Annotated in this window: 28 protein-coding genes and 1 tRNA gene; 20 read left to right on the forward strand and 9 right to left on the reverse strand. The window is 64.6% G+C overall.

What is annotated here, in order from left to right:
• Positions 1 to 24 precede the first annotated feature (24 nt).
• The 5 genes from ABCR88_RS27545 to ABCR88_RS27565 all read left to right on the forward strand — a co-directional run bounded on the left by ABCR88_RS27545 (position 25) and on the right by ABCR88_RS27565 (position 4574).
• Positions 25 to 1059, forward strand: a complete 1035-nt coding sequence (locus ABCR88_RS27545; protein WP_041119860.1) for an extracellular solute-binding protein — start codon at positions 25 to 27, stop codon at positions 1057 to 1059.
• A gap of 72 nt (positions 1060 to 1131) precedes the next feature.
• Positions 1132 to 2595, forward strand: coding sequence for an amidase (locus tag ABCR88_RS27550; RefSeq protein ID WP_350403707.1), 1464 nt, complete (start codon positions 1132 to 1134; stop codon positions 2593 to 2595).
• A gap of 77 nt (positions 2596 to 2672) precedes the next feature.
• A tRNA-Met gene (locus tag ABCR88_RS27555) sits at positions 2673 to 2749 on the forward strand.
• Positions 2750 to 2929: 180 nt separating this feature from the next.
• On the forward strand, positions 2930 to 3769 hold the full coding sequence (locus tag ABCR88_RS27560) for a 5'-nucleotidase, lipoprotein e(P4) family (protein ID WP_041119862.1): 840 nt from the start codon (positions 2930 to 2932) through the stop codon (positions 3767 to 3769).
• A 118-nt stretch (positions 3770 to 3887) separates the two neighbouring features.
• A complete protein-coding gene (locus ABCR88_RS27565; RefSeq protein ID WP_041119863.1) occupies positions 3888 to 4574 on the forward strand; it encodes a hypothetical protein in 687 nt (228 codons plus the stop codon).
• A gap of 49 nt (positions 4575 to 4623) precedes the next feature.
• On the opposite strand, the gene ABCR88_RS27570 is transcribed toward ABCR88_RS27565, so the two are convergent.
• Positions 4624 to 5520 (reverse strand): cytochrome-c peroxidase, encoded by an 897-nt coding sequence (locus ABCR88_RS27570; RefSeq protein ID WP_269764271.1) that lies wholly within the window; start codon positions 5518 to 5520, stop codon positions 4624 to 4626.
• A 331-nt stretch (positions 5521 to 5851) separates the two neighbouring features.
• On the opposite strand from ABCR88_RS27570, the gene ggt reads away from it, so the two are divergent.
• The 9 genes from ggt (at position 5852) to ABCR88_RS27615 (ending at position 12803) form a co-directional block, all read left to right on the forward strand.
• The gene (gene ggt, locus ABCR88_RS27575; protein ID WP_041119865.1) at positions 5852 to 7687 is read left to right on the forward strand and encodes a gamma-glutamyltransferase; all 1836 of its coding nucleotides are present in this window, start codon (positions 5852 to 5854) and stop codon (positions 7685 to 7687) included.
• A gap of 154 nt (positions 7688 to 7841) precedes the next feature.
• Positions 7842 to 8336 carry a GNAT family N-acetyltransferase gene (locus ABCR88_RS27580; RefSeq protein ID WP_041119866.1) on the forward strand — a complete coding sequence of 165 codons (495 nt, stop codon included), beginning with the start codon at positions 7842 to 7844 and terminating at the stop codon, positions 8334 to 8336.
• Positions 8337 to 8801: 465 nt separating this feature from the next.
• A complete protein-coding gene (locus ABCR88_RS27585; protein WP_041119867.1) occupies positions 8802 to 9068 on the forward strand; it encodes a DUF3077 domain-containing protein in 267 nt (88 codons plus the stop codon).
• A gap of 115 nt (positions 9069 to 9183) precedes the next feature.
• Positions 9184 to 9486, forward strand: a complete 303-nt coding sequence (locus ABCR88_RS27590) for a type II toxin-antitoxin system HigB family toxin (RefSeq protein ID WP_041119868.1) — start codon at positions 9184 to 9186, stop codon at positions 9484 to 9486.
• A 5-nt stretch (positions 9487 to 9491) separates the two neighbouring features.
• Positions 9492 to 9863, forward strand: coding sequence for a helix-turn-helix domain-containing protein (locus tag ABCR88_RS27595; RefSeq protein WP_325985220.1), 372 nt, complete (start codon positions 9492 to 9494; stop codon positions 9861 to 9863).
• 147 nt (positions 9864 to 10010) lie between these two features.
• A complete protein-coding gene (locus tag ABCR88_RS27600; protein ID WP_325985221.1) occupies positions 10011 to 10823 on the forward strand; it encodes a MerR family transcriptional regulator in 813 nt (270 codons plus the stop codon).
• Between the two features lie 133 nt (positions 10824 to 10956).
• Positions 10957 to 11673 (forward strand): polyphenol oxidase family protein, encoded by a 717-nt coding sequence (locus ABCR88_RS27605; RefSeq protein WP_053153806.1) that lies wholly within the window; start codon positions 10957 to 10959, stop codon positions 11671 to 11673.
• Positions 11670 to 12125, forward strand: a complete 456-nt coding sequence (locus ABCR88_RS27610; RefSeq protein ID WP_320335555.1) for a GNAT family N-acetyltransferase — start codon at positions 11670 to 11672, stop codon at positions 12123 to 12125. The genes ABCR88_RS27605 and ABCR88_RS27610 overlap by 4 nt, the downstream gene beginning before the upstream one ends.
• 96 nt (positions 12126 to 12221) lie before the next feature.
• Positions 12222 to 12803: a membrane protein gene (locus ABCR88_RS27615; protein WP_019093550.1), complete on the forward strand. Its 582-nt coding sequence runs from the start codon at positions 12222 to 12224 to the stop codon at positions 12801 to 12803.
• A gap of 9 nt (positions 12804 to 12812) precedes the next feature.
• On the opposite strand, the gene ABCR88_RS27620 is transcribed toward ABCR88_RS27615, so the two are convergent.
• The 4 genes from ABCR88_RS27620 to ABCR88_RS27635 all read right to left on the reverse strand — a co-directional run bounded on the left by ABCR88_RS27620 (position 12813) and on the right by ABCR88_RS27635 (position 15530).
• Positions 12813 to 13166: a gamma-glutamylcyclotransferase family protein gene (locus ABCR88_RS27620; RefSeq protein WP_011063435.1), complete on the reverse strand. Its 354-nt coding sequence runs from the start codon at positions 13164 to 13166 to the stop codon at positions 12813 to 12815.
• Between the two features lie 30 nt (positions 13167 to 13196).
• Positions 13197 to 14291 (reverse strand): D-alanine--D-alanine ligase, encoded by a 1095-nt coding sequence (gene ddlA / locus ABCR88_RS27625; RefSeq protein WP_320335557.1) that lies wholly within the window; start codon positions 14289 to 14291, stop codon positions 13197 to 13199.
• 43 nt (positions 14292 to 14334) lie between these two features.
• On the reverse strand, positions 14335 to 14814 hold the full coding sequence (locus ABCR88_RS27630; protein WP_325985222.1) for a GNAT family protein: 480 nt from the start codon (positions 14812 to 14814) through the stop codon (positions 14335 to 14337).
• A 74-nt stretch (positions 14815 to 14888) separates the two neighbouring features.
• Positions 14889 to 15530, reverse strand: coding sequence for a LysE family transporter (locus ABCR88_RS27635; RefSeq protein WP_325985223.1), 642 nt, complete (start codon positions 15528 to 15530; stop codon positions 14889 to 14891).
• A 238-nt stretch (positions 15531 to 15768) separates the two neighbouring features.
• Between ABCR88_RS27635 and ABCR88_RS27640 the strand changes: the two genes are divergently transcribed.
• The 4 genes from ABCR88_RS27640 (at position 15769) to ABCR88_RS27655 (ending at position 20155) form a co-directional block, all read left to right on the forward strand.
• On the forward strand, positions 15769 to 16578 hold the full coding sequence (locus tag ABCR88_RS27640; protein WP_325985224.1) for an AraC family transcriptional regulator: 810 nt from the start codon (positions 15769 to 15771) through the stop codon (positions 16576 to 16578).
• 80 nt (positions 16579 to 16658) lie between these two features.
• The gene (locus ABCR88_RS27645) at positions 16659 to 17045 is read left to right on the forward strand and encodes a cupin domain-containing protein (RefSeq protein ID WP_183000078.1); all 387 of its coding nucleotides are present in this window, start codon (positions 16659 to 16661) and stop codon (positions 17043 to 17045) included.
• 258 nt (positions 17046 to 17303) lie between these two features.
• On the forward strand, positions 17304 to 17918 hold the full coding sequence (locus ABCR88_RS27650) for a biliverdin-producing heme oxygenase (RefSeq protein WP_325985225.1): 615 nt from the start codon (positions 17304 to 17306) through the stop codon (positions 17916 to 17918).
• Positions 17915 to 20155 carry an ATP-binding protein gene (locus ABCR88_RS27655; RefSeq protein WP_325985226.1) on the forward strand — a complete coding sequence of 747 codons (2241 nt, stop codon included), beginning with the start codon at positions 17915 to 17917 and terminating at the stop codon, positions 20153 to 20155. The genes ABCR88_RS27650 and ABCR88_RS27655 overlap by 4 nt, the downstream gene beginning before the upstream one ends.
• Positions 20156 to 20191: 36 nt before the next feature.
• On the opposite strand, the gene ABCR88_RS27660 is transcribed toward ABCR88_RS27655, so the two are convergent.
• The gene (locus ABCR88_RS27660; protein ID WP_053160043.1) at positions 20192 to 21091 is read right to left on the reverse strand and encodes a LysR substrate-binding domain-containing protein; all 900 of its coding nucleotides are present in this window, start codon (positions 21089 to 21091) and stop codon (positions 20192 to 20194) included.
• A gap of 102 nt (positions 21092 to 21193) precedes the next feature.
• Between ABCR88_RS27660 and ABCR88_RS27665 the strand changes: the two genes are divergently transcribed.
• The gene (locus tag ABCR88_RS27665) at positions 21194 to 22126 is read left to right on the forward strand and encodes a DMT family transporter (protein ID WP_325985227.1); all 933 of its coding nucleotides are present in this window, start codon (positions 21194 to 21196) and stop codon (positions 22124 to 22126) included.
• 5 nt (positions 22127 to 22131) lie between these two features.
• Here the strand turns inward: ABCR88_RS27665 and ABCR88_RS27670 are convergent, their stop codons facing one another.
• Positions 22132 to 23538: an MFS transporter gene (locus ABCR88_RS27670; RefSeq protein ID WP_350403708.1), complete on the reverse strand. Its 1407-nt coding sequence runs from the start codon at positions 23536 to 23538 to the stop codon at positions 22132 to 22134.
• Positions 23539 to 23635: 97 nt separating this feature from the next.
• Here ABCR88_RS27670 and ABCR88_RS27675 point away from each other — a divergent pair, with 97 nt between their 5' ends.
• On the forward strand, positions 23636 to 24520 hold the full coding sequence (locus tag ABCR88_RS27675) for a LysR family transcriptional regulator (protein ID WP_123472967.1): 885 nt from the start codon (positions 23636 to 23638) through the stop codon (positions 24518 to 24520).
• Positions 24521 to 24526: 6 nt separating this feature from the next.
• Here ABCR88_RS27675 and ABCR88_RS27680 read toward each other — a convergent pair whose 3' ends face one another.
• Both ABCR88_RS27680 and ABCR88_RS27685 read right to left on the reverse strand, forming a co-directional pair.
• Positions 24527 to 25033: a YbaK/prolyl-tRNA synthetase associated domain-containing protein gene (locus ABCR88_RS27680; protein WP_011063447.1), complete on the reverse strand. Its 507-nt coding sequence runs from the start codon at positions 25031 to 25033 to the stop codon at positions 24527 to 24529.
• A gap of 68 nt (positions 25034 to 25101) precedes the next feature.
• Complete coding sequence (locus ABCR88_RS27685) at positions 25102 to 26004, reverse strand: LysR family transcriptional regulator (RefSeq protein ID WP_350403709.1); 903 nt, start codon at positions 26002 to 26004, stop codon at positions 25102 to 25104.
• Positions 26005 to 26075 lie beyond the last annotated feature (71 nt).

Here is a 26075-nt window from a genome sequence, read left to right on the forward strand (position 1 = left end):
TTCCACTGACCTTGGGGAAATGACATGAGCAAGTTGATCGCAAGCCTGGGTACCTCGTTGTTGCTGAGCCTGCCGCTGGCGGTGCAGGCCGCCGAGAAACTCAACGTCGTGAGCTGGAGCGGCTACTTTTCGCCGGAAATCCTCGCCAAGTTCCAGAAGCAGACCGGTATCGAGGTCACGGTGGACTCCTACGATTCCAACGAAACCCTGCTGGCCAAGCTGAAACAGGGCGGCACCGGTTATGACGTGGCGATCCCCTCCCACCAGTTCATCCCGATCCTGATCAAGGAGCAGTTGCTGGAGCGCTTCGACCCGGCCAAGCAGCCCTATTACGCCAGCGTGGTCGACAACCTGAAGAACCCGACCTGGGACCCGGAAGGCGCCTACTCGGTGCCCTTCATCTGGGGCACCACCAGCGTGGTGCTCAACGGCGAGCGCTACACAGGCCCGAGCGACAGTTACAAGGTGCTCTACGAGCCGCCAGCGGAGCTGCAGGGGCGGATCAACATGTTCGACTCGGTGAGCGAAGTGATCGATATGGCAAGCCTGTACCTGAACATTCCGCTGTGCAGCGAAGACCCCAAGCAGATGCAGCAGATCCTTGGCCTGCTCAAGGCGCAGAAGCCCTTCGTCAAGACCTACAGCTCCAAGGCCGGGGCGATCCGCGAGAACCTGGCGGCCGGGGAAATCGACATGTCGATGTTCTGGGGCGGATCGTCCATGCGCGCCCGGGAAATGAAGCCCGGCCTGAAGTACCTCTACCCGAAAGAGGGCGTGCTGGCCTGGGTGGACAACATGGTCATCCCCAAGGGCAGCAAGAACCCGGCGAACGCCAAGGCCTTCATCGCCTTCCTCAGCCAGCCTGAGAACGCCGCCATGACCCAGAACTTTCTCAAGCACCAGAGCCCGATCAAGGGCGTCGAACCCTTCCTCGACGCCGGGTTGAAGGATGCCCCCGAGCTGCACATTCCCGAGGGCACCAAGGTGGTCTTCAGCCAGACCTGCGGCGAAGGCGCGATCCGCCTTGCCGACCGTCTGTGGACCAACCTGATGCGCTGAGTTGCGTCGACTTCTGCCGCCCCGGCCTGGATGCCGGGGCGTTTCCAAAGCCGTTTGAAAGGCCCTCCTGCCATGATCGCCACCCCCCCCAGCGAACTGGTCCTGCTTCAGGCCCATGAACTCGCCGAGCGTATCCGCCTGCGTCAGGTTTCCTGCCGGGAAGTGATGCAGACCTACCTTGCCCACATCGAGCACTACAACCCCCTGGTCAATGCTCTGGTCAGCCTGCAACCGGCCGAAGCCCTGCTGGCCGAGGCCGACCGGCGCGACGCCGAACTGGCCCGTGGCGACTATCGCGGCTGGATGCACGGCCTGCCCCACGCGATCAAGGACCTGTCCCTGACCCACGGCATCCGCACCACCCTGGGTTCGCCGCTGTACCGGGATTTCATCCCAGAGCGCGACGGCATCATGGTGGAACGGATCAAGGCCGCCGGGGCGATCCTGATCGGCAAGAGCAACACCCCGGAATTCGGCCTCGGCTCCCAGACCTACAACCCGCTGTTCGGCGCCACCGGCTGCGCCTATGACCCGAGCAAGACCGCCGGCGGCAGCAGTGGCGGCGCCGCCGCAGCCCTGGCCCTGCACCTGGTACCGGTGGCCGACGGCAGCGACATGATGGGCTCGCTGCGCAACCCGGCGGCTTTCAACAACATCTTCGGCTTCCGCCCGTCTCAGGGCCGGGTGCCCTTCGACGACAGCAGCGACCTGTTCATCGACCAGCTCGGCTACGAAGGCCCCATGGCCCGCAACGTGCGCGACGCAGCCCTGCTGCTGTCGGTGCAGGCCGGCGGCGATGCACGGGCGCCGCTGTCCATCGCCGAGTCCGGCCAGGGCTTCGCTGCCCCACTGGAGCGCGACTTCAAAGGCACGCGCCTGGGTTGGCTGGGGGACTTCAACGGTTACCTGCCGATGGAAAAAGGAGTAATGGAGCTCTGCGAAAAGGCCTTGGGCGATTTCCGCAGCCTGGGCTGCAGCGTTGAACCGGCCAGCCCCGACTTCGCCCCCGAGCGCCTGTGGAGCAGCTGGCGCACCCTGCGCCACTGGATGGTCGCCGGGGCCCTGGGCAGCACCTATGCCGATCCACAGAAGCGCACACAGCTCAAGGACGAGGCCATATGGGAAGTGGAGAACGGACTCAAGCTCTCCGCCAGTCAGGTATTCGAAGCCTCGGTGATTCGTAGCGACTGGTACCGCGCCATCTCCCGGCTGTTCGAACGCTTCGATTACCTGCTGCTGCCCAGCGCCCAGGTCTTCCCTTTCGACAAGAACAGCCCCTGGCCGCGCAGCATCGAAGGCGTGACCATGGACACCTACCACCGCTGGATGGAGGTGGTGATTCCCGGCACCTTGTCCGGCTGCCCAGTGGCCAGCGTCCAGGCCGGCTTCAATGCCAGCGGCCTGCCCATGGGCTTGCAGATCATCGGCAAGCACCAGGCCGACTTCGCCGTCCTGCAACTGGCATACGCCTACGAACAGGCCAGCCGCTGGTTCCAGCGCTGCCCGTCGCCGCTGATTTTCGGGGGGAAGGGATAAACGGTTGATAGCGTAGATAATTTTTTTATAAAAACGCTTGACGCATTGTCGTTCTGCGCGAATAATGCGCGCCACTTGGCTACATAGCTCAGTTGGTTAGAGCATAGCATTCATAATGCTGGGGTCCGGGGTTCAAGTCCCTGTGTAGCCACCAAGTACTAAAAACGGCTTACCGCAAGGTAGGCCGTTTTTTTATGCCTGCAGAAAAGTACCGGGGATTACGCCGCATTGATCCACAAACGCGACACCTGCATTGAGCCCCCGCCCGGGGTGAGATAGAACACCGGGGCAGTGTTTGTGAGAGCTGCGCAATCCTCACTTCAAGGGCTCGAAAATGAAAACAAAAATCACCCGAACCGCGGTCGCTCCCTGGCTGTTCTCGCTCCTGGCAATCACCTGTACCCCAGCCTTCGCCGAGCAGGCTCCTACCCCGCCCTCCAACCTGCTGACTGCCGCCGTGGCCTGGAAGCAGACCGCCGCCGAGTTCGAGGCGCTGTACTACCAGGGCTTCAACATCGCTCGCCTGCAACTGGACCGCGCCCTGCAGGAACACAAGGCCGGCGAGCGGCCGCTGGCGATCATCAGCGACGTCGACGACACCGTGCTCAGCAGCAACAGCTACTGGGGCTACATGATCAATTCGGGCAAGGAGTTCTTCGACGACGAGGCCTGGGACAAATGGGTCGCGGATAATGGCCCGGTGGCCACCCCGGGCGCCGTGGAGTTCCTCAAGTACGCCCAGTCCAAGGGTGTCGAAGTCTTTTACGTCACCAGCCGCGACCAGGGCGAAAAGACCTACGAATACGCCCTGGCCAACCTGCGCAAGAACCAGCTGCCCTATGCCGATGAGCAGCACCTGACGGTGTACCGCGACAGTTCCAACAAGGAGCCGCGGCAGCAGGAGATCGCCAAGGACCACAACGTGGTGCTGATGCTGGGCGACAACCTCAACGACTTCAAACGCAAGTACTACGTGGCCGACGTCAAGCAGCGCAGCAGCCTGATGACCGAGGACAAGGAGCAGTTCGGCCGCAAGTTCATCCTCTTCCCCAACCCCACCGATGGCCATTGGCTGAAGGCGATCTTCGGCGACTCCGAACCGCCGGCCACTCCGGAAAATCGGGCCAAGTTCAAGGCCGCGGCCAGCTCGACGGCCTGGCAGATGAAGCCCTGACAGGGCGACGCAACATCAGCGCAACGCTGGCCCGCCATGGCCAGTGTTGCGCCAAGCCCCCAGGGATGTCATAAACGCCAGCCCCTGCACTCAGGCAGGAACAAGGAGTCGTTTTCTCATGTGGGCAAGGAAGCTGCTGTTGCTGATCTCGTGCGGGGTACTTGGGGCCTGCAGCACTCCCGAGCCGATCCAGTACCTGCCCGGCCGGGTCATCTACCGCATCGACTCATCACGCTTTTTCGAGATCGACCGGACCACCTTCAAGCTCTGCCACGGTTCCTCGCCGGTCATCGCCAGCAGTGGCGACATGGTGCACTACACCGACACCCGGCTCGGCATCCACACCCCGGTTGCACCCTTTGGCTCATTCAACGGCATCACCGTACATGGCCGAGGTTCGCACTTGATGATCGATGCTGCCAACTCCAACTACCTGGTGATTCCGATTGCCCAAGGACCGGGCTTCAGCAAGGGCGGGGCCGGCTTGCCGCGCCTGTACTTTTCCCAGGATGCCGGGCGTACCTGGCTGCGCATCACCGCGCCCAGATACCTGGAAGGCCCTGAGCGAACCTGGCTGACCGGCTCCGTCCTTTCGATCGAAGGCCCCCTCCTGCACGGCGCCGCGCAGATCGACCTGTCGTTGAACTACGAGACGCTCAAGGACCGCTCGCCCTACTCGATGCTGTCTTACCCACAACGCTGGCAGCGCACCGATAGCACTCGTACACCTGGCTACTTCGAACCCGCTCGCCAAGCCCCCATCGATGACCGGTTCAATTGCGCCACGGGGGCCAGGCAGGGCTGACCCAGCACGTAGGGCTTGAAAAACCGCAGCAAGCTGCGGTTTTTTTCGCTCAGTTGAACGGTTGCGGACGCGGTGTCTGCGCCGAGGACGGCGGCAGGATCGGCAGCTTGAAGTCCGGTTGATCGCCGGTCAGGGTCTCAAGGAAGGCCACGATCTGGCCGACCTCCTCGGTGCCCAGCTTGCGCCCCAGTTGCAGCCGGGCCATCACGTCCACCGCCTCTTCCAGCTTCCAGTAGGCGCCGTCGTGGAAGTAGGGATAGGTCAGCGCCACGTTGCGCAGGGTCGGCACCTTGAACAGCATGCGGTCGGCATCCTTGCCGGTCAGCCCGGCCACGCCTTGGGCCGGGTTCTGGGTGACGTAGGGCTCGATCATGCCCATTTTCTGGAACGAGCCACCGCCCACCGCCTCGCCGTTGTGGCAAGCCACGCAGCCGATGGACTTGAACAGTTGGTAGCCCTTGAGCGCGGTGGGGCTGATGGCCGCCTTGTCGCCCTTGAGCCAGCGGTCGAACGGCGCATTGGGGGTAACCAGGGTTTCTTCGAACGCAGCGATGGCGTTGGTCACGTCGTCAAACTTGATGCCATCGTCGCCGTAGACCTGCTTGAAGGAGGCCCGGTACTGGGGAATGGAACGCAGCACGTCCACCGCCAGGTCATGGGTGAAGCCCATCTCCCCCGGATTGGCGATGGGGCCACCGGCCTGTTCCTGAAGCGTGGCCGCGCGGCCGTCCCAGAACTGCGCGACGCTCATGCCGGAGTTGAGCACCGTGGGCGAGTTGATCGGCCCCTGGTGCCAGTTGTGGCCAATGGAGGTGGGCAGGTTGTCGCTGCCGCCCATGCTCAGGTTGTGGCAGGAGTTGCAGGAGATGAAACCGGACTTGGACAGGCGCGGGTCGAAGAACAACTGCTTGCCCAGCTCCACCTTGGCCACATCGGTGATCTTCACCGGCTGTACCGGCTGGATCGGTTCGCTTGGCGTTTCCCCCCTGACCTCACCCCCCAACAGCAATCCGAAAACAAGTAACCACTTACAACGGTGCATGACGTCCCCTCATCAGGCTTATAGTTTGTTTCACCCTGTACCCAACGCCCCCCTCCTGCCCTGACTCAGATCAATCGACGGCCGGGTGAAAGACTGCCTGCGACCCTGTGTACAGGGGCGATGACCCGCTCCAACCACCTGGCCAGGGCCACACCCGGGTCCAACTACCGGCGCCACTGCTGTACATTCCCCCACACGGACGACACCTCATTTACCTGTGAACGGAGCTCAACGCGTGTTCTCGAACTTCCCTCCCCGTCACCGCCAACTGCTCAGCCTCAGCCTGCTGGCCGCCGCCCTCAGCCTCGTCGCCTGCCACAACCCGCCTTCTTCCAACACCCTGCCCGCTGCTCCGGAAATCGCCTCGGGCTACCGCACCGACATGCAAACCCGCCACGCCGACAAACACATGGCGGCCGCCGCCAACCCGCTGGCCGCCGAAGCCGGGCGCGAGATGCTGCGCAAAGGTGGCTCGGCCATCGACGCGGCGATTGCCATGCAGGCTGTGCTGACCCTGGTAGAACCGCAGTCCTCGGGGATTGGCGGCGGCGCGATGATCGTGCTCTGGGACGGCAAGGCCGTGCGCACCTATGACGGTCGGGAAACCGCGCCGGCCGGCGCCACCGAGAAGCTCTTCCTGCAGGCGGACGGCAAGCCCATGGCCTTCCCCCAGGCGCAGATCGGTGGACGCTCGGTCGGCACCCCGGGCGTGCTGCGGGCCCTGGAAATGGCCCACCAGAAACACGGCCGCCTGCCCTGGGCGCAATTGTTCGAACCGGCGATCCGCCTGGCCGAGCAAGGCTTCGCCATTTCGCCACGGCTGCACACCATGATCAGCGCCGACCCGTTCCTGGCGCGCTCGCCGGACATGGCCGCGTACTTCCTCAATGCCGACGGCACGCCGAAAGCCGTGGGCACCTTGCTGAAAAACCCGCCACTGGCAGCGGTGCTCAAACGCATCGCCGAGGAAGGCCCGGACGCTCTGTACAAGGGCCCGGTGGCCGCAGAAATCGTCGCCAAGGTCCAGGGCCACGCCAACCCCGGCAGCCTGTCGCTCAATGACCTGCAAGGCTACCGCGCCAAGGAACGCGCGCCGCTGTGCAGCGACTACAAGCGCTGGCAGGTGTGCGGCATGCCGCCGCCCTCCTCCGGCGGCGTGGCGGTGGCGCAGATTCTCGGCACCCTGCAGGCCCTGGAACAGCGCGACCCGCGCTACACCCTGGCCAACCTCAAACCGCAGAAAACCAACCTGCCCGCCGGCCTGGAGCCAGCGCCACAAGCGGTACACCTGATCGCCGAAGCCGAGCGCCTGGCCTATGCCGACCGTGGCCTGTACGTGGCCGACAGCGACTTTGTGCCAGTGCCGGTGGCCGGCCTGATCGCCCCGGACTACCTGGCCAAGCGTGCCGCACTGATTGGCGAGCGCAGCATGGGCAAGGCCGAACCGGGCAAGCCCCAGGGCATCCAGGTGGCCTATGCACCGGACCGTTCGCCAATGCGCATCTCCACCTCGCAAGTGGTGGCAGTGGATGACCTGGGCGGCGCCGTATCGATGACCACCACCGTGGAAGCGGCCTTCGGCTCGCACCTGATGGTCCAGGGCTTCATGCTCAACAACCAGATGACCGACTTCTCGTTCATTCCCGAGGAAAACGGCCAGCCGGTGGCCAACCGCGTCCAACCAGGCAAGCGCCCGCGCTCGTCCATGGCGCCGACCCTGGTCTTCGACCGTGCCAGCGGCGAACTGCTGGCCAGCGTCGGCTCCCCCGGTGGCTCGCAGATTATCGAGTACGTGGCCAAGTCGGTGGTGGGCATGCTCGACTGGAACCTGGACCCGCAAGCCGCCGTCGGCCTGCCCAACTTCGGCAGCCGCAACGGGCCGACCGAACTGGAGAAAGGCCAGTTCAGCCCGGCCCTGAAGCAGGCACTGCAAGCTCAGGGACATGAGGTAAACGAGATCGACATGACCAGCGGCACCCAGGCCATCGTTCGCGTGCGTGATGCACAGGGCAAGACGTCCTGGGCAGGCGGCGCCGACCCACGGCGCGAAGGGGAGGCACTGGGGGATTGAGAGTAATAGGATGAACCCGAGGGCTGGCCGTGAGGCTGGCCCTTTTTTGTGGGCGGTGAACGAGGGCTCTGTATGCAAGATTTTGCGGCGGTCTGTGTCTGACCCGGCCTTTGGATCTGCCCTAGCATCGTCCCTGTCCACCGAGGAACCGACGATGAACGAAATTGCCGCCAACCTTGATCTCCCGGGCCTGAGCCCACGACACCTGACGCCCCAGGACCTTGAACTGATCTGCCGCCATCGCCAGGCGATGTTTCTCGATGCCGGCAAGGACCTCTGCACCTTGCAGGTGATGACCGAGCACTTTCGCCCCTGGTTGCGTGAAGGCCTGGAGGACGGCCGCTACTACGGCTTCGCCCTGATGGACGCCGAGCAGAGCGTGGCCAGCATCGGCCTGATGAGCATCGACTGGCCGCCCCACCCTTCCCATCCAACCCAGGATCAGCGCGGCTATGTACTCAACGTCTACGTCGAACCGGCCTACCGGCGCCGCGGCCTGGCGTCGGCGCTGATGAAACTGGCGGAGACCGAGTTCCGCCTGCGCGGGCTGGGCTTTGCCGTGCTGCATGCGACCGAGGCCGGCAAGCCGCTGTATCAGGGGCTGGGTTGGGCGGCGACCAGCGAGATGGCGAAACAGGGCTTTCTGTAGCCGCTGCCGCAGGCTGCGACAAGGACCGAAGGGCCTTCGGCGCCAGGGAGATCGCTGCGACCGTTCCGATCGTTCGCAGCCTGCGGCAGCGGCTAAAGGGTTGGTTCACAAAATGTCGCAGTAATGCCGTTGCGGCGCCCCCTAGTCCAACCTATGGTTCGACCGTCGCTGCAAAATCAGCGAACAGGCTTGGCGGCCTGATAGAATCGAGGCGCAACAGCGCCCCCACCAATCATGCAGGCGCTTTTTTTGCGCCCGCATACCTGCGTTATGGCGGGTTGCGTGGGAGAGCCTTCGGGTTCGCCGGTTCCTTGATTCCCGGTCCGCCAATCCTGCGCAATCCGCCACCCTGATCTGCTTGGCGGCAGACGGTGACGGTCCTTCGAATCAAGGAGTCGTGACCATGAACTGCTTCTGCAATCTGCTTCCCCAACACCTCCCGTCACACTAAACCGGAGGTGCCCGATGACCACTCAATCGCCCCTGACTACCCTCGGTGAAATCCGCTTTTCCCACTGCGGCGAACACTCGTATCCGCTGTTTCGGGTGAATGCCGACGTGCCGATCAACGACGCCCTGGAACACGCCTCGACCCTGTTGCATCTGGCAAAGCAATTCACCCTGGAGGCGGCCATGGAGCCGCGGTGCGACCGCTATGCTTGGGCGGCACACTACCTGGCGGAGATGGGCAAGGCACTGATGGACGACGTGCACGCCACGCTCTCTGCATGACCTGATCGTCACCGAGCCGACGTCGCCTGCGCGGGCAGATCCAGCGATCTGCCCGTACATCGCCTGATGCACTTGGTGACTTGTTTAAGTCCCATGACGGGACTAGGATCGCGCCATGAGAATTATTGCAGTCAGTCAGTTGAAGGCCTTCTGGGAGAAGTACCCGGATGCAGAGCAGCCTTTACTGGCTTGGATCGATGAAGCAAGGAATGCCGAGTGGTCCAACCCTGCGCAGATCAAGGAGCAGTATCGCAACGCAAGCATTCTCAAAAGCCGCAGGGTGGTCTTCAACATCAAGGGCAACGAGTATCGGCTGGTCGTTGCCGTGGCCTATCGTTTCGGCGCGCTGTACATCAAGTTCGTAGGCACCCACCGGCAGTACGACGCCATTGATGCCGACAGCGCAGACATGGAGTAACCCAGATGAACATCCGCCCTATCCACACCGACCAGGACTACCGCGCCGCGCTGAAAAGCGTCTCGCCCCTGTTCGACAACGAACCGCAGCCCGGAACACCTGAAGGCGATTACTTCGACGTGATGATCACCCTGATCGAGGCGTACGAAGCCAAACAGTTTCCCCTGGACCTGCCCAACCCGATCGAGGCGATCAAGTTCCGCATGGAACAGTCCGGCTTGTCCGCCGCCGACCTGGCCCCCGCCATCGGCCGCACCAACCGCGTCTACGAAGTGCTCAACGGCAAGCGCGCGCTGACCCTGCCCATGATCTGGAAACTGCACCAGCTGTTCGGCATTCCCGCCGAAAGCCTGATCAAGCCGACCAAGTCGTCCTGAGCCGGGGCCTCATCGCCTGGCGCTGCATGGCAGGCAGTAACAAGACCCGATTGGGAGGGCACGTCGCCGGCGTTGAACCAGGACTTGAGCTTGCCCTTGGGTAAACCCTCAGACTGCCGTCCAGCCCCACCACCCAAAGGACGCTCCATGCTCACCATCGGACAAATGGCCCGCTGCCACAGCCTCACCACCAAAACCCTGCGCCACTACGACAGCATCGGCCTGTTCATCCCGGCCCTCACCGGCCGCGACAACGGCTACCGCTACTACAGTCCGGAACAGATCGTGACCCTGGGCCGCATCGTCTGGCTGCGGCAGTTGGGCATGCCCCTGGAAGACATCCGCACACTGGCGGACCAGGGCGGCCTGGACAGCGTGCTGCACATGCAGCAGTCACTGCAGGCGCATGCCCGGCAGTTGCAAAGCGAGATCGCCCGCAGCCAGAAAGTACTGGGCCATCTGCAGCGCTACCTGGCCCAGCCGCAGCGCCAACTCCCAGCCGCGCAGACACCACAGAAGGTATTCCTGGCGCCGCAGCGGATCATCGGCATGGCCTGGCAGCAGGATGACCCGGGCACCATCGCCGAGCTCTGGCAACGTTTCGAACCTCGGGAACAGGAGATCCAGCGCCTGGCCGAGCCGGTGGGCACCTATGGCATCTGCCAGCCCCTGGAAGACGGCCAGTGGCGTTATGTGGCCGGCCTGCCGGTCGCCGCCGACGCGCCCCTGGTGCCCGGCATGGTGGAGCTGGAAATCCCTGCCCGCCATTACGCGCGAGTCGAGCATCACGGCAGCGTGGCCACCCTGCCGGAAACCTTTCGCGCCGCCTACAGCGAGTGGTTGCCCGCCGCCGGGCTGATGCCCATCGACGCGGTGGAGTTCGAGTACACCGGCGAGCGCTTTCTGGGGCCCATGCACCCGGACAGCGTGGTGGAACTGTATATCCCGCTGAGCGCCTGAAACGCCCGGTGAGGGGGCCGACCAGCAGGCTACCGCTGGTCTGCCCCGGCCTATCCAACGTTGTCTGTCAGCAAAAGTGCCTCGGATACCGCTATGCTCTGCAGCCATTCCCAGGTTACCGAGCGAAGGCCCGATGAGTTTCCAGGCAGGTGTGTTGAACCAGATATCCGGCATCCGTCATGCGTTTTCGACCCTCGGCGCCGCCCTGCCGGCCAACCTGTTCTTCTGCTCGCAGATCCACAGCGGCGAGGTGGTGGAAGCCAGTACCACGCTGCCCAGCGGAATCATCCGCGGCGACGCGGTACTCACCCATTCCAGCCGGCCCATCGCAGTGGTCACCGCCGACTGCCTGCCATTGCTGATCAGCAGCGAGGACGGTACCTGGGTCGCGGCAGTGCACGGCGGCTGGAAAGGCCTGCATGGCGGGATCATCGCCAATGTGCTGCAACACTTCGCCAGCAAGGGCATCGCCCCACAGCAATTGCGGGTGGCCATCGGCCCGTCGATCAAACCCTGCTGCTATGAAGTCAGCGCCGATTTCATCGACACCCTGTCCGCCACTCAGGACCCGCTGTGGCCGGCCGCACAGGCCCCCTGGAGCCGTGAGCAACCGGCCCCGCTGCTGCCGCCGCAGATTCCGCCACCGCAACCGACCCAGGCCGATTCCCTGTGGTTCGACCTGAGCCGCTATGCCGTGCACTTGCTGCACGCCGCTGGAATCAGTGATGAACAGATCGAAATCAGCGAGCTGTGCACCTACTGCTCGACCCCGGCCCTGGCCAGCTATCGCCGACGCATGCATCGGGGTGAGGCCAAGGCCTTCCAGTACTCCTGGATCGGCCGGACATGAGCCTCGGCTTTGCGCTACTCCCGACCTCTCTAACCGACCTGGAAACCCTGGTCCAGATGCGCATCGCGGCGATGCGCGAAAGCCTTGAGCGCCTGGGTCGCTTCGACCCACAGCGCGCCCGGGAGCGTTTTGCTGCAAGCTTCGCGGCCGAACGCTGCCACTTCATCCTCAGTGACGGACAGCCCGCAGGCTTTATCCAGAGCCAATCACACGGCGATCATCTGAGCCTGCAGCACCTGTACGTCCTACCGCAATTCCAAGGGCGGGGCCTCGGCGCCAAGGCCCTGGAACAGCTTTTGGAACGCTCCGCCAACGAGCAGCTACCCATCCACCTCGATGCGTTGCGCGGCAGTGACTCGAATCGTTTTTATCGACGCCTGGGCTTTGTTCAGGTGGGTGAAAGTGAATGGGATATTCACTACGTTCGGCCGGCGGATCCACCCCGGGCCTGAACCCGGTTCCGGTTGGTCACCGAGAGCATGCTGGTTCTTGGCCAGCAACCTGAGCTAACGTTGCCTCCCCCCTCAGGCCCAACCCAAGGAGTGCCCGTGTCTGACAACCTCTATGCCCCGCCCCAGGCGGATCTGGTCGCCCCCTCGCCCGAAGCGGCGCAACAGCCGTTCTACGTGGTGTCCAAGGCCAAGTTCCTGACCCTGTACATCCTTACCTTCGGTATCTACCAGGTGTACTGGGCCTACAAGAACTGGCATCAGTTCAGGCACGCCAGCGGCCAGGAGCTGTGGCCGGTGGCCCGGGCCTTCTTCGCGATCTTCTTCACCCATGCGCTGTACCGCGAAGCCGATGCGACGCTCAAGCGCGACGGCCGCAGCCATGACTGGCGGCCCGGTGAACTGGCAACCCTGTTTGTGGTGGGGGTGATCATCAACAACGTGGTGGACGCGCTGTCGCGCAAGAATATCGGCTACCCGGTGACCGACATTGCCAGCCTGGCGCTGCTGCCGGTACTGGCGTGGATCACCTGGCTCGGCCAGCGCGGCCTGAATGCCGCCGCGAAAGATCCCGAAGGCCGCAGCAACGCCCGTTTCACGCCACTGAACTATGTGTTCATCGTGCTCGGGGCGGTGCTGCTGGCCCTGGCGTGCATCGGGGTGATGCTGCCGCCGGAGTGAGCCGAAGACTCAGGCGCTGACGTAGACCCAGGCCTGGATGCCCGAGGCCAGGGTCACGCTGACCCGCTTGTAGTCCGAGACTTCATAGCTGTCGGCCGCCGCCAGCTCCTCGGGGGTGATGCAGAACACGGTGCCGGGAATCGGCGCGCTGTCCGCCGCCCCCGGGCGCAGGATCGGGTGGTGGGTCTTGCCGCTGGCCGCCAGCACCTCTGGGTCGGTGATTTCCACCCAGCTCTGTTCGTAGCCAAGCATGGCATCCGCGCTGCCACTCAACTCACGGCCAAAGTTGGCGATCTGCACCGCCTTGTCTTGCAGGGTGCCGTAGGAAAAAAGATAAACCGATGCATCTGTTGCCGAACTCATTCGTCACGTCCTTAACCACGATGATCCGCTTCAGCGGTTGATTTTCAGCCCTTTCCGTTCAGCGTGACGCTCCAGCGCCAGCTCGATCAGGCGGCTCACCAGCTCGCTGTAGCTCATGCCGGTGGCCTGCCAAAGTTTGGGGTACATGCTGATTCGGGTGAAGCCCGGCAGCGAGTTGATTTCGTTGATCAGCACTTCCCCCTCATCGGTGAGAAACACATCGACCCGAGCCAGCCCGGAGCAGCCCAGCACCTGGAATGCCTCGACGGCCAGGGCCCGAATGCGCTCGCTGTGCTCGATGCTGATGTCCGCCGGCACCAGCACCTGGGCCGCCTCCCCGTCGATGTACTTGCTGTCGTAGGAATAGAAACCGTTGCTGACCACGATCTCGCCGCAGCCACTGGCAATCGGCTGGTCGTTGCCCAGCACCGCGCATTCGATTTCCCGCCCACGCACCGCCGACTCCACCAGCACCTTGTGATCGAAGCCCAGGGCCAGCTCCACCGCGGCTTCGTATTCGGCCTCGTTGTCGACCTTGCTCACCCCCACCGATGACCCCTGGTTGGCCGGCTTGACGAACAGCGGCAGGCCGAGTGTTTCCCGGGCCAGGGCAAAACCGTAGCGGCCACGGGTGGCCCGGGTCAGGGTGATGAACGGGGTCACCGCCAACCCGGCATCGCGTAGCAGGCGCTTGCTGATGTCCTTGTCCATGCACACCGCCGAACCCAGCACGTCGGAGCCGACAAAGGGCAGGTCGGCCATGCGCAGCAGGCCCTGCAGGCAACCGTCTTCGCCCAGGGTGCCGTGGACGATGGGGAAGATCACATCGACATGCCCCAGCAGTTCCTGGCTGGAGGTTTCCACCAGTTGCTGGCTGGCCTTGCCCGGTACCACCGCCAGTTCGCGATTGGACTGGTTGAGGGCGATCAGCGCCGGGTTTTCCTGGTTGATCAGAAAGTTCGAGGTGTCGTTGAGGTGCCAGTGCCCCTGCTTGTCGATGCCGATCAGCACCGGCTCGAAACGCGTGCGATCCAGGGCATCGACGATGTTGCGCGCCGACTGCAGCGACACTTCGTGTTCGGCCGAACGGCCACCAAAAATAATCCCGACCCGCAACTTGCTCATGACTGGTTCCCGTTTAAAAAATAATCACTGAAGGTTCTTGAATTCAGCTGGGGCTGTAGCGCAAATGGATCAGCGCCACCCGCGCCTGCTCCTTGTTCTTGCGCTCTTCGATGGCGAACGGCACAAAACCCAGCTTCGGATAGAGCAACAACCCCGCCACGTTACTGTTGAAGCACGACAGCGTCACCTCGCTGGCCTGGTGCTTGCTGTGGGCGATGTGGATCATCTGCCCGATCAGTTGCGCCGCCAGGCCCGCGCCGCGCACCTCTGGGTCAACGATGACATTGCCGATGGTGCAGGTGCCACCGCTGGCCCAGCGGTAGAAGTTGGCAAAACCCACTACCTGCCCGTCACGCTCGATCACCGTCGAGTCGCTGCGCTGGGCGATGGAGTCGCGCAGTTGCGCGTGGGTCAGTGGCCAGGTGGCGGCAGGAAAGAAGAAATACAACTCCTGGGGATTGCCCACGAAACTGCAGATCCGCGGAATGTCCGCCTCTGCCACCGGGCGAAAAACAACAGCCATGTTCAGTCTCCTGATACGGGGACGGGTCGTCCTTGTTGGGGGGCGGATCCTGGCCAGCGCAAGGCACCGGCCGTTCAGCGGTTGGCCAGCAGATGCCCGCCAAACAGCACATAACAACCACCGGCCAGGCGGTCCAGCCAGCGACGGGCCCGGGCGTAGAACCCGGCCACCCGGCTGCTGGCGAAAAACAGCGCCACGCAGCAGTACCAGGACAGCGACAGGCCGGCCATGGTCAGCACCGCCAGCCCCAGCAGCAGAGGTGGCGGGGAGGCCGGCATCGACGTGGCAAAGATCGTGGCCACGAACAACGCCGACTTGGGGTTGGTCATGTTGCCGAGAAAGCCCAGCCGGTAGGCCGAGAACAGGCTGCGCGCAGCATGGGCCGCGCCATCGGCCGCCGGGGCGTCCAGGGCCGGCTTGCGCTTGAACTGCCTGAGCCCCAGGTAGATCAGGTAACAGCCACCGGCAACCTTGAACAACACGAACAGCGCCGGCGCCGCGCTGAACAGCGACTTGATGCCCAAGCCTCCCGCCAGCCCCCAGAGCACGGTGCCGCTGGCCACCCCCAGGGCAGCGAACAGGCCATGGCGCCGCGAGTTGCCCGCCGCCAGTTGTGCGGTGGTGAAAAAGTTCGGTCCGGGGGTGATCACCGCCACGCTCCACAGCAGGGCCAGCGACAACAGCGGGGCAAGGTAAACCAGGTGTGGGGCGTACATGAGTGCGACTGGCCGTGAAGAGGATCCGGGGGAACGACGCTACTCCACTCGCACCTGCCCAGGCAACCGCCGATTGGCCTCGCAAACCGGCTCAGGCAATAGGCCGCGCGGCACCGGAGCCCTCCTGCAAGGCCACCGGCTTGCGGCAGAACCGCCACGGCGTGAACCGAGGGGCAAGACAGCCAGCGCACCCCTGAGTTAACGTACCGCCCTCGGTTTCATCCATCAGGACCGTTCCATGGCCAAACCCGCAGCTGTCACCGACTGGGTTCACCGCGCGCCGCCCGCCCGGGGCCTGGAGCGCATCGAGGCGTATTTCGCCGGCCATGGCTATGACATGCACCGCCATGACACTTACGCCATCGGCCGCACCCTGCGCGGGGTCCAGAGCTTCCAGTACTGCGGCGGCTGGCGCCATAGCCTGCCCGGCGCCACCATGGTCCTGCACCCCGATGAAGCCCACGACGGCGAGGCCGGCACCCACGACGGCTTTCACTACCGCATGCTGTATGTCGAGCCGGCGCTGATCCAGCAGATCCTCGGCGGCCAGCCCTTGCCCTTCATTACCGGCGGCCTGTCCAACGACCCGCGACTGTTCGCCGCCACCGAGGCCCTGCTGCGCGGGGTCGAAAGCCCCCTGGACCCGCTGGAACAGGAAGACGCCCTGTTCGACCTGGCCCATGCTCTGAACAGCGTCTCCGGGGTCGCCCAATCGCGGCAGCGCTTCGACTATGTGGCGGCCGAGCGGGCCCGGGAATACATCCACAGTGCCCTGGACCGTACCCTGACCCTGGAGGAACTGGCGGCCCACAGCGGGCGTGACCGCTGGAGCCTGTCCCGGGATTTTCGCCTGCTGTTCGGCACCAGCCCCTATCGCTACCTGAGCATGCGCCGCCTGGACCTGGTCCGCGCACTGCTGGTGCAGGGCCAGACCCTGGCCAACGCCGCACTGATCGCCGGCTTCACCGACCAGAGCCACATGACCCGGCAGTTTCGCCAGACCTACGGCCTGCCACCGGCACGCTGGCTGAAGATGCTCGGCCGCTGAGCCACACACGATCGTTCAAGAAGCCCTAGCCCCTGGCTGTTTACCCTCAGTGCTCATTCATCACTGAGGTGGACCACACCATGCAAAACCCTGCCCCGCAAGACGCCTACCAGAGCATCAACTTCGCCCAGAAACTCGGCCTGTTCAGCGAACACTGGACCCCCAAGGTGATCGCCGAGATGAACGACTACCAGTTCAAGATCTCCAAGTTGCAGGGCGAATTCGTCTGGCACTCCCACGCCGACACCGATGAAACCTTCATCGTGCTCGACGGCCAGTTGTACATCGACTTCCGTGACGGCCGGGTGGCCATCGGCAGTGGCGAAATGTTCGTGGTGCCCAAGGGCGTCGAGCACAAACCCTGGGCCGAGCAGGAGGTCAAACTGCTGCTGATCGAACCCAAGGGCGTGCTCAACACCGGCGATCAAGGGGGCGAACGCACCGCCCAGAACGACGTCTGGATCTGATCCTCACCGCTGAACCTGCGAGACGGAAAAAGGAATTTCTGCCTCTTGAACACAGTCAGACACAGCAACACGTCATCGATCGACTACCCTTGGCCGACCAATGGTGCGTCAAAAACTGTACGTCAGTGCAAAAAGCACAGGTAGAGTGACGCTCTTATTTTTCTGTGCGATGGCTCTAGTGCAGGGACTAGAGTCTGGTCCCTGCTTTCGATGACGCCCATGGCGCGTCCATTACCTGTTGCGACCCCTGACCCCTGAATGCCCAAACCGCACCAAGACACCGCCGCCCCCACCCTGCATCAAGACCTGCGCGCCGGCACCGCGACCTTGCACGAGGCCCTGGAAAAGCGCCTGCCGTTCTTCTCTGAGCATCTCGATGCGGCCTGGTATCGGCGCCTGATCCAGGCCTATTTCGGCTTCTATCAGCCCCTGGAGGCGGCCCTGTTTGACAGCGGCCTGATCCCTGGCGGCTACGACCCGGAGCAGCGCCGCAAGACCCCGGCCCTGGCCGGCGACCTGCAGGCCCTGGGCCTGGCCCCGGAGCGCATCGACGCCCTGCCCCGTTGCGACCATCTGCCCGCACTGGCCAGCCCCGGCGCGTGCCTGGGCGCCCTCTATGTACTGGAGGGCGCGACCCTGGGCGGGCAGATCCTGCGCCGGGAAATGGCCCAGCGCCTGGACCTGCACAGGGATAACGGCGGGGCTTTCCTCGACGTGTATGGCGCCGCCACCGGGCGGCGCTGGAAAGATTTTCTCGACTACCTGGGGCGCATGCCCGAGGACGCGAGCGCACGACAACAAGTGGTCAGCGCCGCGCAATCCACATTTGCCTGTTTCGAGCACTGGCTCGACAGCCGCGAGGTGCTGCTATGACCCCACAAGACGCCCAAGCCTTCGAACAACTGCTGGCCAACTGCGCCGATGAGCCAATCCGCTCCCCCGGTGCGATCCAGCCCCATGGCGTGCTGCTGACGCTGTCGGAGCCGGACCTGCGCATCCAGCAGATCAGCGCCAACGTCGAGGCCCTGCTGGGCCAGCCTGCCGCGCAGGTCCTCGGCCAGCCCCTGGAGCAACTGCTGGGAGACACCGACGGCCAGCGCATCCGCGAGGTGCTGCAACTGCCGCGGTTGTCCGATGCGCCGCCGCTGCACCTGGCCGTCAATGGCGCGCGCTTCGAAGGCTTGCTGCATCGCCACCAGGGAGTGCTGATGCTGGAGCTGGAAATCCAGCTCGAACACCTGCAGCCCCAACACCTGAAAGAGCAGACCGAGAACCTGGGGCGCCTGCTGCGGCGCTTGCAGACGGCCAAGACCCTGAATGAGCTGTACGCCATCAGCGTCAGCGAAATCCAGGCGATGACCGGCTACGACCGGGTGCTGATCTACCGCTTCGAAGAGGAAGGCCACGGCCAGGTGATCGCCGAAGCCACCCGCCCCACCATGGAAGTGTTCAATGGCCTGTTCTTCCCGGCCTCGGACATTCCCCAGCAAGCCCGCGAGCTGTACCGCAGCAACTGGCTGCGGATCATCCCCAACGCCGATTACCAGCCAGTGCCCCTGCTGCCGGCACTGCGCCCGGACACTCAGCAGGCCCTGGACCTTAGCTTCGCCACCCTGCGCAGCGTGTCGCCGATCCACTGCCAGTACATGAAGAACATGGGCGTGCTGTCTTCCATGAGCATTTCCCTGCTCAAGGGCGACCAGCTCTGGGGCCTGATCAGTTGCGGCAACCGCCAGCCGCTGCTGGTGCCCCACGAGCTGCGCATTGCCTGCCAGACCATCGGCCAGGTGCTGTCGTTACAGATCAGCGCCATGGAAGCCCTGGATATCAGCCGCCAGCGGGAAGAGAAAGTCGCCGCCCTGGCCAGCCTCGACCAGACCATGCGCGACACCCCTGACAGCGTCTTCGACGGCCTGACCCAGGTGCCGCAACTGCTGCTGGACCTGACCCAGGCCGGTGGCGTGGCAATCATCGAAGACAAGCAGCTGCACTGCTTCGGTAACTGCCCGCCCCAGGACGAAATCCGCGCCCTGCACCGCTGGCTGCAAGGCACCGGGCAGGCGGTGTTCGCCAGCCATCACCTGGCCAGCGTCTACCCGCCGGCGGCGAGTTATCAACAAGTGGCCAGCGGGGTCCTGGCCATGACCCTGCCCAAGCCTGTGAATAACGGCGTGCTGTGGTTCCGCCCGGAAGTGAAGGAAAACATCAACTGGAGTGGCAACCCGCAAAAGCCCTTGGACCTGGAAAACTCCGACGCCGGCCTGCGCCTGCGGCCGCGCACCTCGTTCGAGATCTGGAAAGTGGAGATGGCCGGGATCTCCACCAAGTGGAGCCACGGCGACCGCTTCGCCGCCAATGACCTGCGCCGCTCGGCCCTGGAGCACGACCTGGCGCGCCAGGTGCTGCGCGAGCAACAGGCAGTGCGCGCCCGGGACGAACTGGTGGCGGTGGTGTCCCACGACCTGCGCAACCCGATGACCGTGATCTCCATGCTCTGCGGCATGATGCAGAAGGCCTTCAGTTCCGATGGCCCGCATACCTCACGGCGCATTTCCTCGGCCATCGACACCATGCAGCAGGCCGCCAGCCGCATGAACAATCTCCTGGAAGACCTGCTGGACACCTCCAAGATCGAGGCCGGGCGCTACAGCATCGCCCCGCAGCCGCTGGACGTCAGCCAGATATTCGAAGAGGCCTATTCATTGCTGGCGCCACTGGCCCTGGACAAGGCCATCGACATCAGCTTCCACGCCGAACCGGACCTCAGGATCAACGCCGACCCCGAGCGCCTGTTCCAGGTGCTGTCGAACCTGGTGGGCAACGCCATCAAGTTCACCCCCAAACAGGGCAAGGTCGGAGTGGTGGCGATGTCCGACGGCGAGCAGATCGTGTTCAGCGTGCGCGACTCCGGGGAGGGCATTCCCACCGACCAGTTGCCGTTCATTTTCGACCGCTACTGGACCATGAAGGAAGGCAACCCCAACGGCACCGGCCTGGGGCTGTACATCACCCAGGGCATCATCCACGCCCACGGCGGCAAGATCGAAGCCCACAGCGAAGTGGGCAAGGGCAGCGAGTTCCGCTTCAGCGTGCCGCGCGCCAGCCTCTAGACCGCACTCCGGGGCTCCCTGCCGAGCCCCGCCCCCTCATTCAACAGATTGCGCCACCAGCCAGTCGCGAAACAGCTGGCCGCTGGCGGACAGGCGCTTGTGCCGCACATGCACCAGAAAGTCTGCCTGCCCGGTGCGAAACGCCCACTGGCCGACGCGCTGCAACTCGCCCTGGGCCACCAACTCACTGGCCATGAAATCCCAGCCCAGGCCAACCCCCATGCCCTGCTGCACGGCACTGAACATCAGCGTCAATTGGTTGAACCCCATGGCCCCTGGCGGTGCGCTGTAGTCCAGTCCGAAATGCCGGAACCAGTCGCGCCAGTCGATGCAGTTCCAGGCTGAGGCATCCAGCTGGATCAAGGGCAGCTCGGCCAGTTGTGCCAGCGCGTCAATGGCCGGCAACTCCAGGCGCCGGCTGGCGATGGGATAGACCATCTCGGCGAACAACGGCGTGGCGGTCAGGGACGACCAGTGCCCGGCGCCGTAGAGAATGGCGAAGTCGTGCTCGGCCACGCTGGACTCGTCCATGTCGTTGTTGGCGTGGATGCTCACGGTGATGTCCGGGTGTTGTTTGTTGAACGCCAGCAAGCGCGGAAACAACCAGAACTGTGCCACTGCATGGGTGCATTGCACGGTGATGGTGTTGGCGTCGCGCCCGGCCCGCAGACGGCTGACGCTGCGCAGTAACGCTTCCAACTGGGTACTGACCTCAGCAAACAGCGAGGCACCGCTGACGGTGAGTTTCACCCCCCGGGCCTGGCGCTCGAACAGCTCGGTCTTGAGCGACAGCTCCAGGGCACGAATCTGCTTGCTCACTGCACTCTGGGTCAGGCACAGCTCGGTGGCGGCGCGGGTGAAACTGGCGCTGCGTCCCACCGCCTCGAAGGTCACCAGGGTTTCCAATGGTGGTAAATGGCGGGCAAAGCGGCTCATCAGGCATTCCCCAGAAGAATAGATGGGTGCCTATATATCCTTTGTCCGGTCGGTCAGCAATGACTAGGCTGCGCGCTTTGATGAATCGCTGCGAGTGTGTGCATGAAACGCGGAGTTGCTTACGCCGCCCTGGCCGGCGCGGTCTGGGGCCTGGCCATTGTGGTGCCCAGCCTGTTGCCGGAGTTCAGTCCGCTGATGCTCAGCTGTGCCCGCTTCACGCTGTATGGCGCATTCTCCCTGCTCCTGGCTGCGCCTCAGGCCCGGGAGCTGCTGCAACGCCTGACCTGGGGCGATGCCGTGCTGTTGGTGAAGCTGGCGCTGACCGGCAACCTGATCTATTTCATGCTCCTGGCCAGCGCCATCCAGTGGGCCGGCGTAGCCAGCACCGCGCTGATCGTCGGCCTGCTGCCCCTGACCATCACTCTGGCCGGACGCGCCGACGCCGACGCGCTGCCCCTGCGCCGACTGCGCTGGCCGCTGCTGCTGGTGTTCGCCGGCATCTGCTGCATCAACCTCGACACTCTGCTCACGGCACACAGCGATTCCGTGGAACTGGGCCAGCGCGCCCTGGGCCTGCTCTGCGCCTTCGGCGCCTTGCTGTGCTGGACCTGGTTTGCCACCGACAACGCCCGCTACCTCAAAGGCAGCCGTTTCAACAGCAGCCAGTGGTCGACCCTGTGGGGCATTACCACTGGGCTGATGAGCGCCCTGGTCTGGCTGCTGGCGGACGGGTTCTCATTGCCCGGCACCCGGGCCGAGGCCAGCGAGCAGCGCTGGATGCTGTTCTGGGGCCTGAGCCTGTCCAGTGCGGTGCTCGGCTCCTGGTTCGGCAATCGCATGTGGAATGCCTCGACCCGGCGCCTGCCGCTGACCCTGAGCGGCCAATTGATCGTGTTCGAGACCCTGTTCGCCCTGCTCTATGGCTTCATCTACCTGCAGCACCTGCCCAGCCTGCTGCAAAGCAGCGCCGCCCTGTTGCTCCTGGCCGGGGTGCTGTGGGCGGTGCGCCGCCACCTGCCACAGGCCCATGGCTGACGCCCTCAGCCCTGGGCCACGGAACAGGCCGGCAAGGCCACTCCAGCCCGGGGCAGGCGCAGCGCCAGGAGTGCCCCGAGCAAGGCCAGCAAGGCGCTGGCCGCAGTGGCCATTTCGATGCCATAAGCCTGGTTGCCCGTAGGGCTCAAGGTATTGGCCAGGGACACCAGCAGCGCCAGCCCCAGGGCGCCGCCGATCTGCTGGCTGGTGGAAGCCACACCCGCAGCCACCCCTTGCTCGGACGCCGCGATACCCTGCCCGGCCGAGACCCACATTGAGGTCCAGGTCATGCCCTGGCCGATGCTCATGATCACGATCCCCGGCAGCAGGCCGACAAAGCCGCTACTGCCCGGCAGGGCCAGGTACATCAGGCCGATGCCCAGCGCCCCGAGCAGCAAGCCGCTGACCAGGGTCGCCCGCAAGCCTACGCGCAGCAGGGCCCGCTCCGCGACCCAGATCCCGGCCGTGCACAGCAGGGTCGAGGGCAGGAACGCCAGTCCGCTCTGCAACACACTGAACTGATAGACCTGCTGGAAATACAGGCTGAGGAAGTAGTACTGCACGCCGAAGCTGCTCATGAACAGCGCGGTAATCACCATGGCCATGCGCAGTTGTGGATAACCCAGCAGGCGCAGGGGCATGAGCGGGTCGGCGCTACGCTGTTCAAGGCGCACGAACAACCCGAGCAGGGCCAGGGACAACGCCAGGCAGCCCAGGGTCGCCGGGGCGCTCCAGCCCCACTCCGGGCCCTGGACGATGGAAAACACCAGCAGGGTGCCACCCAGGGTCACGGTCAGCGCGCCGCGCAAGTCGAACTGACGGCCGCGCTGGCGCGCAGGGTCGGCGGGTATCCAGTGCCGGGCCAGCAACGCACAGGCCCCAGCCAGGGGCACGTTGACCAAGAACACCGCCTCCCAGCCCCAGTACTGGGTCAGCACCCCGCCCAGCAGCGCCCCCAGGGCCAGCCCCGCCGCCGAGGCCGCGCTCCACACCGCAAAGGCCCGGTTGCGCGCCGGCCCCTCGGCGTACCAGGTGTTGATCAGGGCCAGGGTCGCGGGGAACAGCATCGCCCCGCCCACGCCCTGCACCGCCCGGGCCAGCACCAGCAGCAGCGCGCTGCCGCCCAGGCCGCCGGCCAGCGAGGCCAGGGCGTACAAGGACTGGCCGACGATGTAGAAACGCCGCTTGCCCAGGAGGTCCGCCGCCCGTCCGCCCAGCAGCAGGAAACCACCGAAGGCCACGCTGTAGGCACTGACCACCCATTGCAACTGCTGGGCGGAGAAGCCCAGGTGGCTGCCGATTTCCGGCAGGGCGACAAACACGATGGTGGCGTCCAGGGCGATGATCAATTGCGCGGTGGCCAGCAGTAACAGCATCCAGCCCGACGGCTTGGCTAACGGGGTCGCGGACATCGCGAAGATCCTTGTGTGGAAATAACCGGCGGCCAGTGTCATCGATGCCGTTTAAATGATAAACAAGCCATTCTCTCTTTCAGCAATGACTTTAATCATGGATCTGAACGCCCTTCGCCTGCTGGTCCGGGTTGCCGAAACCCGCAGTTTCACCCGTGCCGCCGGTGACCTGGGGCTGACCCAGTCCGGCCTGTCCCGAGCCATTTCCCGCCTGGAACAGCAGCTCGGTGTACGCCTGCTGCAACGCAACACCCGCAGTGTCAGCCTGACCCCGGACGGCCAGGTGCTGGTCGAGCGCGCCGCGCCCCTGCTGGCGGAACTGGCCCATGCCGAACACCTGCTGCTGGACCGGCGCGAATCCCCCAGTGGAATGTTGAAGATCAGTACCCCGTCACTGTTCGGGCGCAAGGTGGTGATGCCGGTGATCGGCGAGCTGACGGCCCAGCACCCGGGGCTGAGCATCGAAGCGGTGATGACCGACCGGGTGGTGGACATCATCGATGAAGGTTTCGACGCGGTGGTGCGCACCGGGGTGATCCAGGACCAGCGCCTCATTGCCCGGCCCCTGGCGCCCCTGCGCTGGGTCACGGTGGCGGCGCCAGGCTACCTGGAGCGCCATGGCACGCCCCGGCACCTGGCCGACCTGCAGCAGCACAACTGCCTGGCCGTGCGTAACCTGCGCAGCGGCCGGCTGGTGGACTGGCAGTTCATGGACCAGGGCAAGCCCCTGGACCTGGCCGTCCAGGGCCGGCTGATCTTCGATATCGGCGATGCCCTGGTGGACGCGGTGCTCGGCGGCTTCGGCATTGCCCAGTTGATGGAGTTCGCGGTACGCGAAGCCCTGGACACCGGCCGGCTGGTGCCGGTGCTGCAGGAGCATGCCGGGCGCAGCCGCGAGCTGTCGCTGGTGTATCCGCCCTCGCGCCAGTGCTCACCGAAGCTCACCGCCTTTGCCGAGGCCCTGGCTCGGTTGAGCTGGTAGCCGCCTTCAACCGGGCTGGGCGCTGTCGCTCTCCAGGTCCCGGGTCACGCTCAGCAGCAGCGGCTGGGCGACCCTCAGGTAGTCCTGGGTATCGAGCACCATGGAGGCATCCAGGCGGCCGGCGTTGAAGGCGATCTCGCTGTAGCGGGAGGTCAGTTGCGGGTCGACGATCAGCCGGATGCGCGGATCGAAACTCAGCGGAGCAATGGCGCCGATCACGCAACCAGTCAGCTCCCTGGCCAGCTCCGGCGATACCAGTTGCGCCTTCTTGCCCCCCAGGGCCGCGCCGACCTTTTTCATGTCCAGCTTCTGGTCGCCGCTGAGAATCACCAGCCCATACACCTCGTCTGTGCCCTTGAGGCTGCAGAGCATGGCCTTGGCCCCCTGCCCAGGTTCGGTGCCGCGGATCTCGGCAACCCGCGCCGACTGCCCTTCGGCCGGGTGAAAAATCACCCGATAGCGCGCCTGGTGGCTGTCCAGCAGGCTCACCAGTCGTTGGAAAACTGCATGCATGTTCTGTCCTTGGAAAAGTCGCCAGGGGGTTGATTCAAGCATCCGTCGCCACGCCTGACCAGTGGCGGCTACAAGCGCACCCGCTGTGCCAGGAAGTCGATGAACACCCGCACCCGCGACGGCACGTGGCCGCCCTGGCCGACATACAGCGCATAAAAACTTTCCAGCGGCGCCTGGTTGAAGGCTTCCAGTACCGGTACCAGCCTGCCGCTGTCCAGGTCATCGGCGATGGTGAAAGCCGCCAGTTGCGCCAGCCCGGCACCGTGTAGCGCCAGATGGCGCAAGGCTTCGCCGTCGCTGGCCTGCACCCGGCCATTGGGCTGCAGCAGTTGGCTCTCGCCCGCCGCGCCCAGGCGCCAGCCCGGCACGGCCCGGGCGTAGTCGAAACCGAGCAGGTGGTGCGCGGCCAGATCCTCCGGGGTCTGCGGTACGCCACAGCGAGCCAGGTAGGCCGGGGAGCCAACGACAACGCCGCGGGTTTCCCCGAGCTTGCGGGCAATCAACTGCGAATCCGCCAGCGGCCCGGTGCGGATCGCCACATCGGTCTGTTCTCCCAAGAGGTCTACCAGGGCATCGCTGTGCACCAGGTCCAGGGCCACCTGCGGATACAGCTGGAGAAACTCCGCCACCAGGGGCGCCAGCACATGCAGGCCAAAGGAGGCGCTGGTGTTGACCCGCAACCGGCCCACCGGAGCCCGGGCGCTGCTGGCCTCACCCTCCACTTCTCGCAGGTCTGCCAGCAGGCGCACGCTGTTTTCATAGAAGCCGCGGCCTTCCGCGGTCAGTTGCAACTGGCGGGTGGAGCGGTTGAGCAAGCGTACGCCCAGGCGTGCTTCAAGCCGCGCCAGCAGCTTGCTCACCGAGGAAGGCGTCACCTGCCTCAACCGCGCAGCGGCCGACAAGCCGCCACACTCCACCACCGCGACAAAGGTTTCCATCTCGGCAAACCGGTTGATCTCGCTGCCCGCCATATGAATTCAACTCACAGATGCTGTTCCGGCCGGCAGTCTATTTCACTCAAAGACCCGACTCTATGCTGGCG

The sequence above is a fragment of the Pseudomonas sp. W17 genome, assembly GCF_040268305.1.
Classification (GTDB): Bacteria; Pseudomonadota; Gammaproteobacteria; order Pseudomonadales; family Pseudomonadaceae; genus Aquipseudomonas; species Aquipseudomonas protegens.

Excerpts from the sequence above, each read along its gene's own strand:
- ddlA (WP_320335557.1), bottom strand. The coding sequence starts at position 14,291 with ATGAGCAAGTTGCGGGTCGGGATTATTTTTGGTGGCCGTTCGGCCGAA.
- ABCR88_RS27605 (WP_053153806.1), top strand. The coding sequence starts at position 10,957 with ATGAGTTTCCAGGCAGGTGTGTTGAACCAGATATCCGGCATCCGTCAT.
- ABCR88_RS27620 (WP_011063435.1), bottom strand. The coding sequence starts at position 13,166 with ATGAGTTCGGCAACAGATGCATCGGTTTATCTTTTTTCCTACGGCACC.
- ABCR88_RS27650 (WP_325985225.1), top strand. The coding sequence starts at position 17,304 with ATGCCCAAACCGCACCAAGACACCGCCGCCCCCACCCTGCATCAAGAC.
- ABCR88_RS27565 (WP_041119863.1), top strand. The coding sequence starts at position 3,888 with ATGTGGGCAAGGAAGCTGCTGTTGCTGATCTCGTGCGGGGTACTTGGG.
- ABCR88_RS27600 (WP_325985221.1), top strand. The coding sequence starts at position 10,011 with ATGCTCACCATCGGACAAATGGCCCGCTGCCACAGCCTCACCACCAAA.
- ABCR88_RS27640 (WP_325985224.1), top strand. The coding sequence starts at position 15,769 with ATGGCCAAACCCGCAGCTGTCACCGACTGGGTTCACCGCGCGCCGCCC.
- ABCR88_RS27665 (WP_325985227.1), top strand. The coding sequence starts at position 21,194 with ATGAAACGCGGAGTTGCTTACGCCGCCCTGGCCGGCGCGGTCTGGGGC.
- ABCR88_RS27580 (WP_041119866.1), top strand. The coding sequence starts at position 7,842 with ATGAACGAAATTGCCGCCAACCTTGATCTCCCGGGCCTGAGCCCACGA.
- ABCR88_RS27630 (WP_325985222.1), bottom strand. The coding sequence starts at position 14,814 with ATGGCTGTTGTTTTTCGCCCGGTGGCAGAGGCGGACATTCCGCGGATC.
- ABCR88_RS27685 (WP_350403709.1), bottom strand. The coding sequence starts at position 26,004 with ATGGCGGGCAGCGAGATCAACCGGTTTGCCGAGATGGAAACCTTTGTC.
- ABCR88_RS27675 (WP_123472967.1), top strand. The coding sequence starts at position 23,636 with ATGGATCTGAACGCCCTTCGCCTGCTGGTCCGGGTTGCCGAAACCCGC.
- ABCR88_RS27590 (WP_041119868.1), top strand. The coding sequence starts at position 9,184 with ATGAGAATTATTGCAGTCAGTCAGTTGAAGGCCTTCTGGGAGAAGTAC.
- ABCR88_RS27680 (WP_011063447.1), bottom strand. The coding sequence starts at position 25,033 with ATGCATGCAGTTTTCCAACGACTGGTGAGCCTGCTGGACAGCCACCAG.
- ABCR88_RS27635 (WP_325985223.1), bottom strand. The coding sequence starts at position 15,530 with ATGTACGCCCCACACCTGGTTTACCTTGCCCCGCTGTTGTCGCTGGCC.
- ABCR88_RS27655 (WP_325985226.1), top strand. The coding sequence starts at position 17,915 with ATGACCCCACAAGACGCCCAAGCCTTCGAACAACTGCTGGCCAACTGC.
- ABCR88_RS27660 (WP_053160043.1), bottom strand. The coding sequence starts at position 21,091 with ATGAGCCGCTTTGCCCGCCATTTACCACCATTGGAAACCCTGGTGACC.
- ABCR88_RS27545 (WP_041119860.1), top strand. The coding sequence starts at position 25 with ATGAGCAAGTTGATCGCAAGCCTGGGTACCTCGTTGTTGCTGAGCCTG.
- ABCR88_RS27610 (WP_320335555.1), top strand. The coding sequence starts at position 11,670 with ATGAGCCTCGGCTTTGCGCTACTCCCGACCTCTCTAACCGACCTGGAA.
- ABCR88_RS27670 (WP_350403708.1), bottom strand. The coding sequence starts at position 23,538 with ATGTCCGCGACCCCGTTAGCCAAGCCGTCGGGCTGGATGCTGTTACTG.
- ABCR88_RS27595 (WP_325985220.1), top strand. The coding sequence starts at position 9,492 with ATGAACATCCGCCCTATCCACACCGACCAGGACTACCGCGCCGCGCTG.
- ABCR88_RS27560 (WP_041119862.1), top strand. The coding sequence starts at position 2,930 with ATGAAAACAAAAATCACCCGAACCGCGGTCGCTCCCTGGCTGTTCTCG.
- ABCR88_RS27645 (WP_183000078.1), top strand. The coding sequence starts at position 16,659 with ATGCAAAACCCTGCCCCGCAAGACGCCTACCAGAGCATCAACTTCGCC.
- ABCR88_RS27550 (WP_350403707.1), top strand. The coding sequence starts at position 1,132 with ATGATCGCCACCCCCCCCAGCGAACTGGTCCTGCTTCAGGCCCATGAA.
- ABCR88_RS27585 (WP_041119867.1), top strand. The coding sequence starts at position 8,802 with ATGACCACTCAATCGCCCCTGACTACCCTCGGTGAAATCCGCTTTTCC.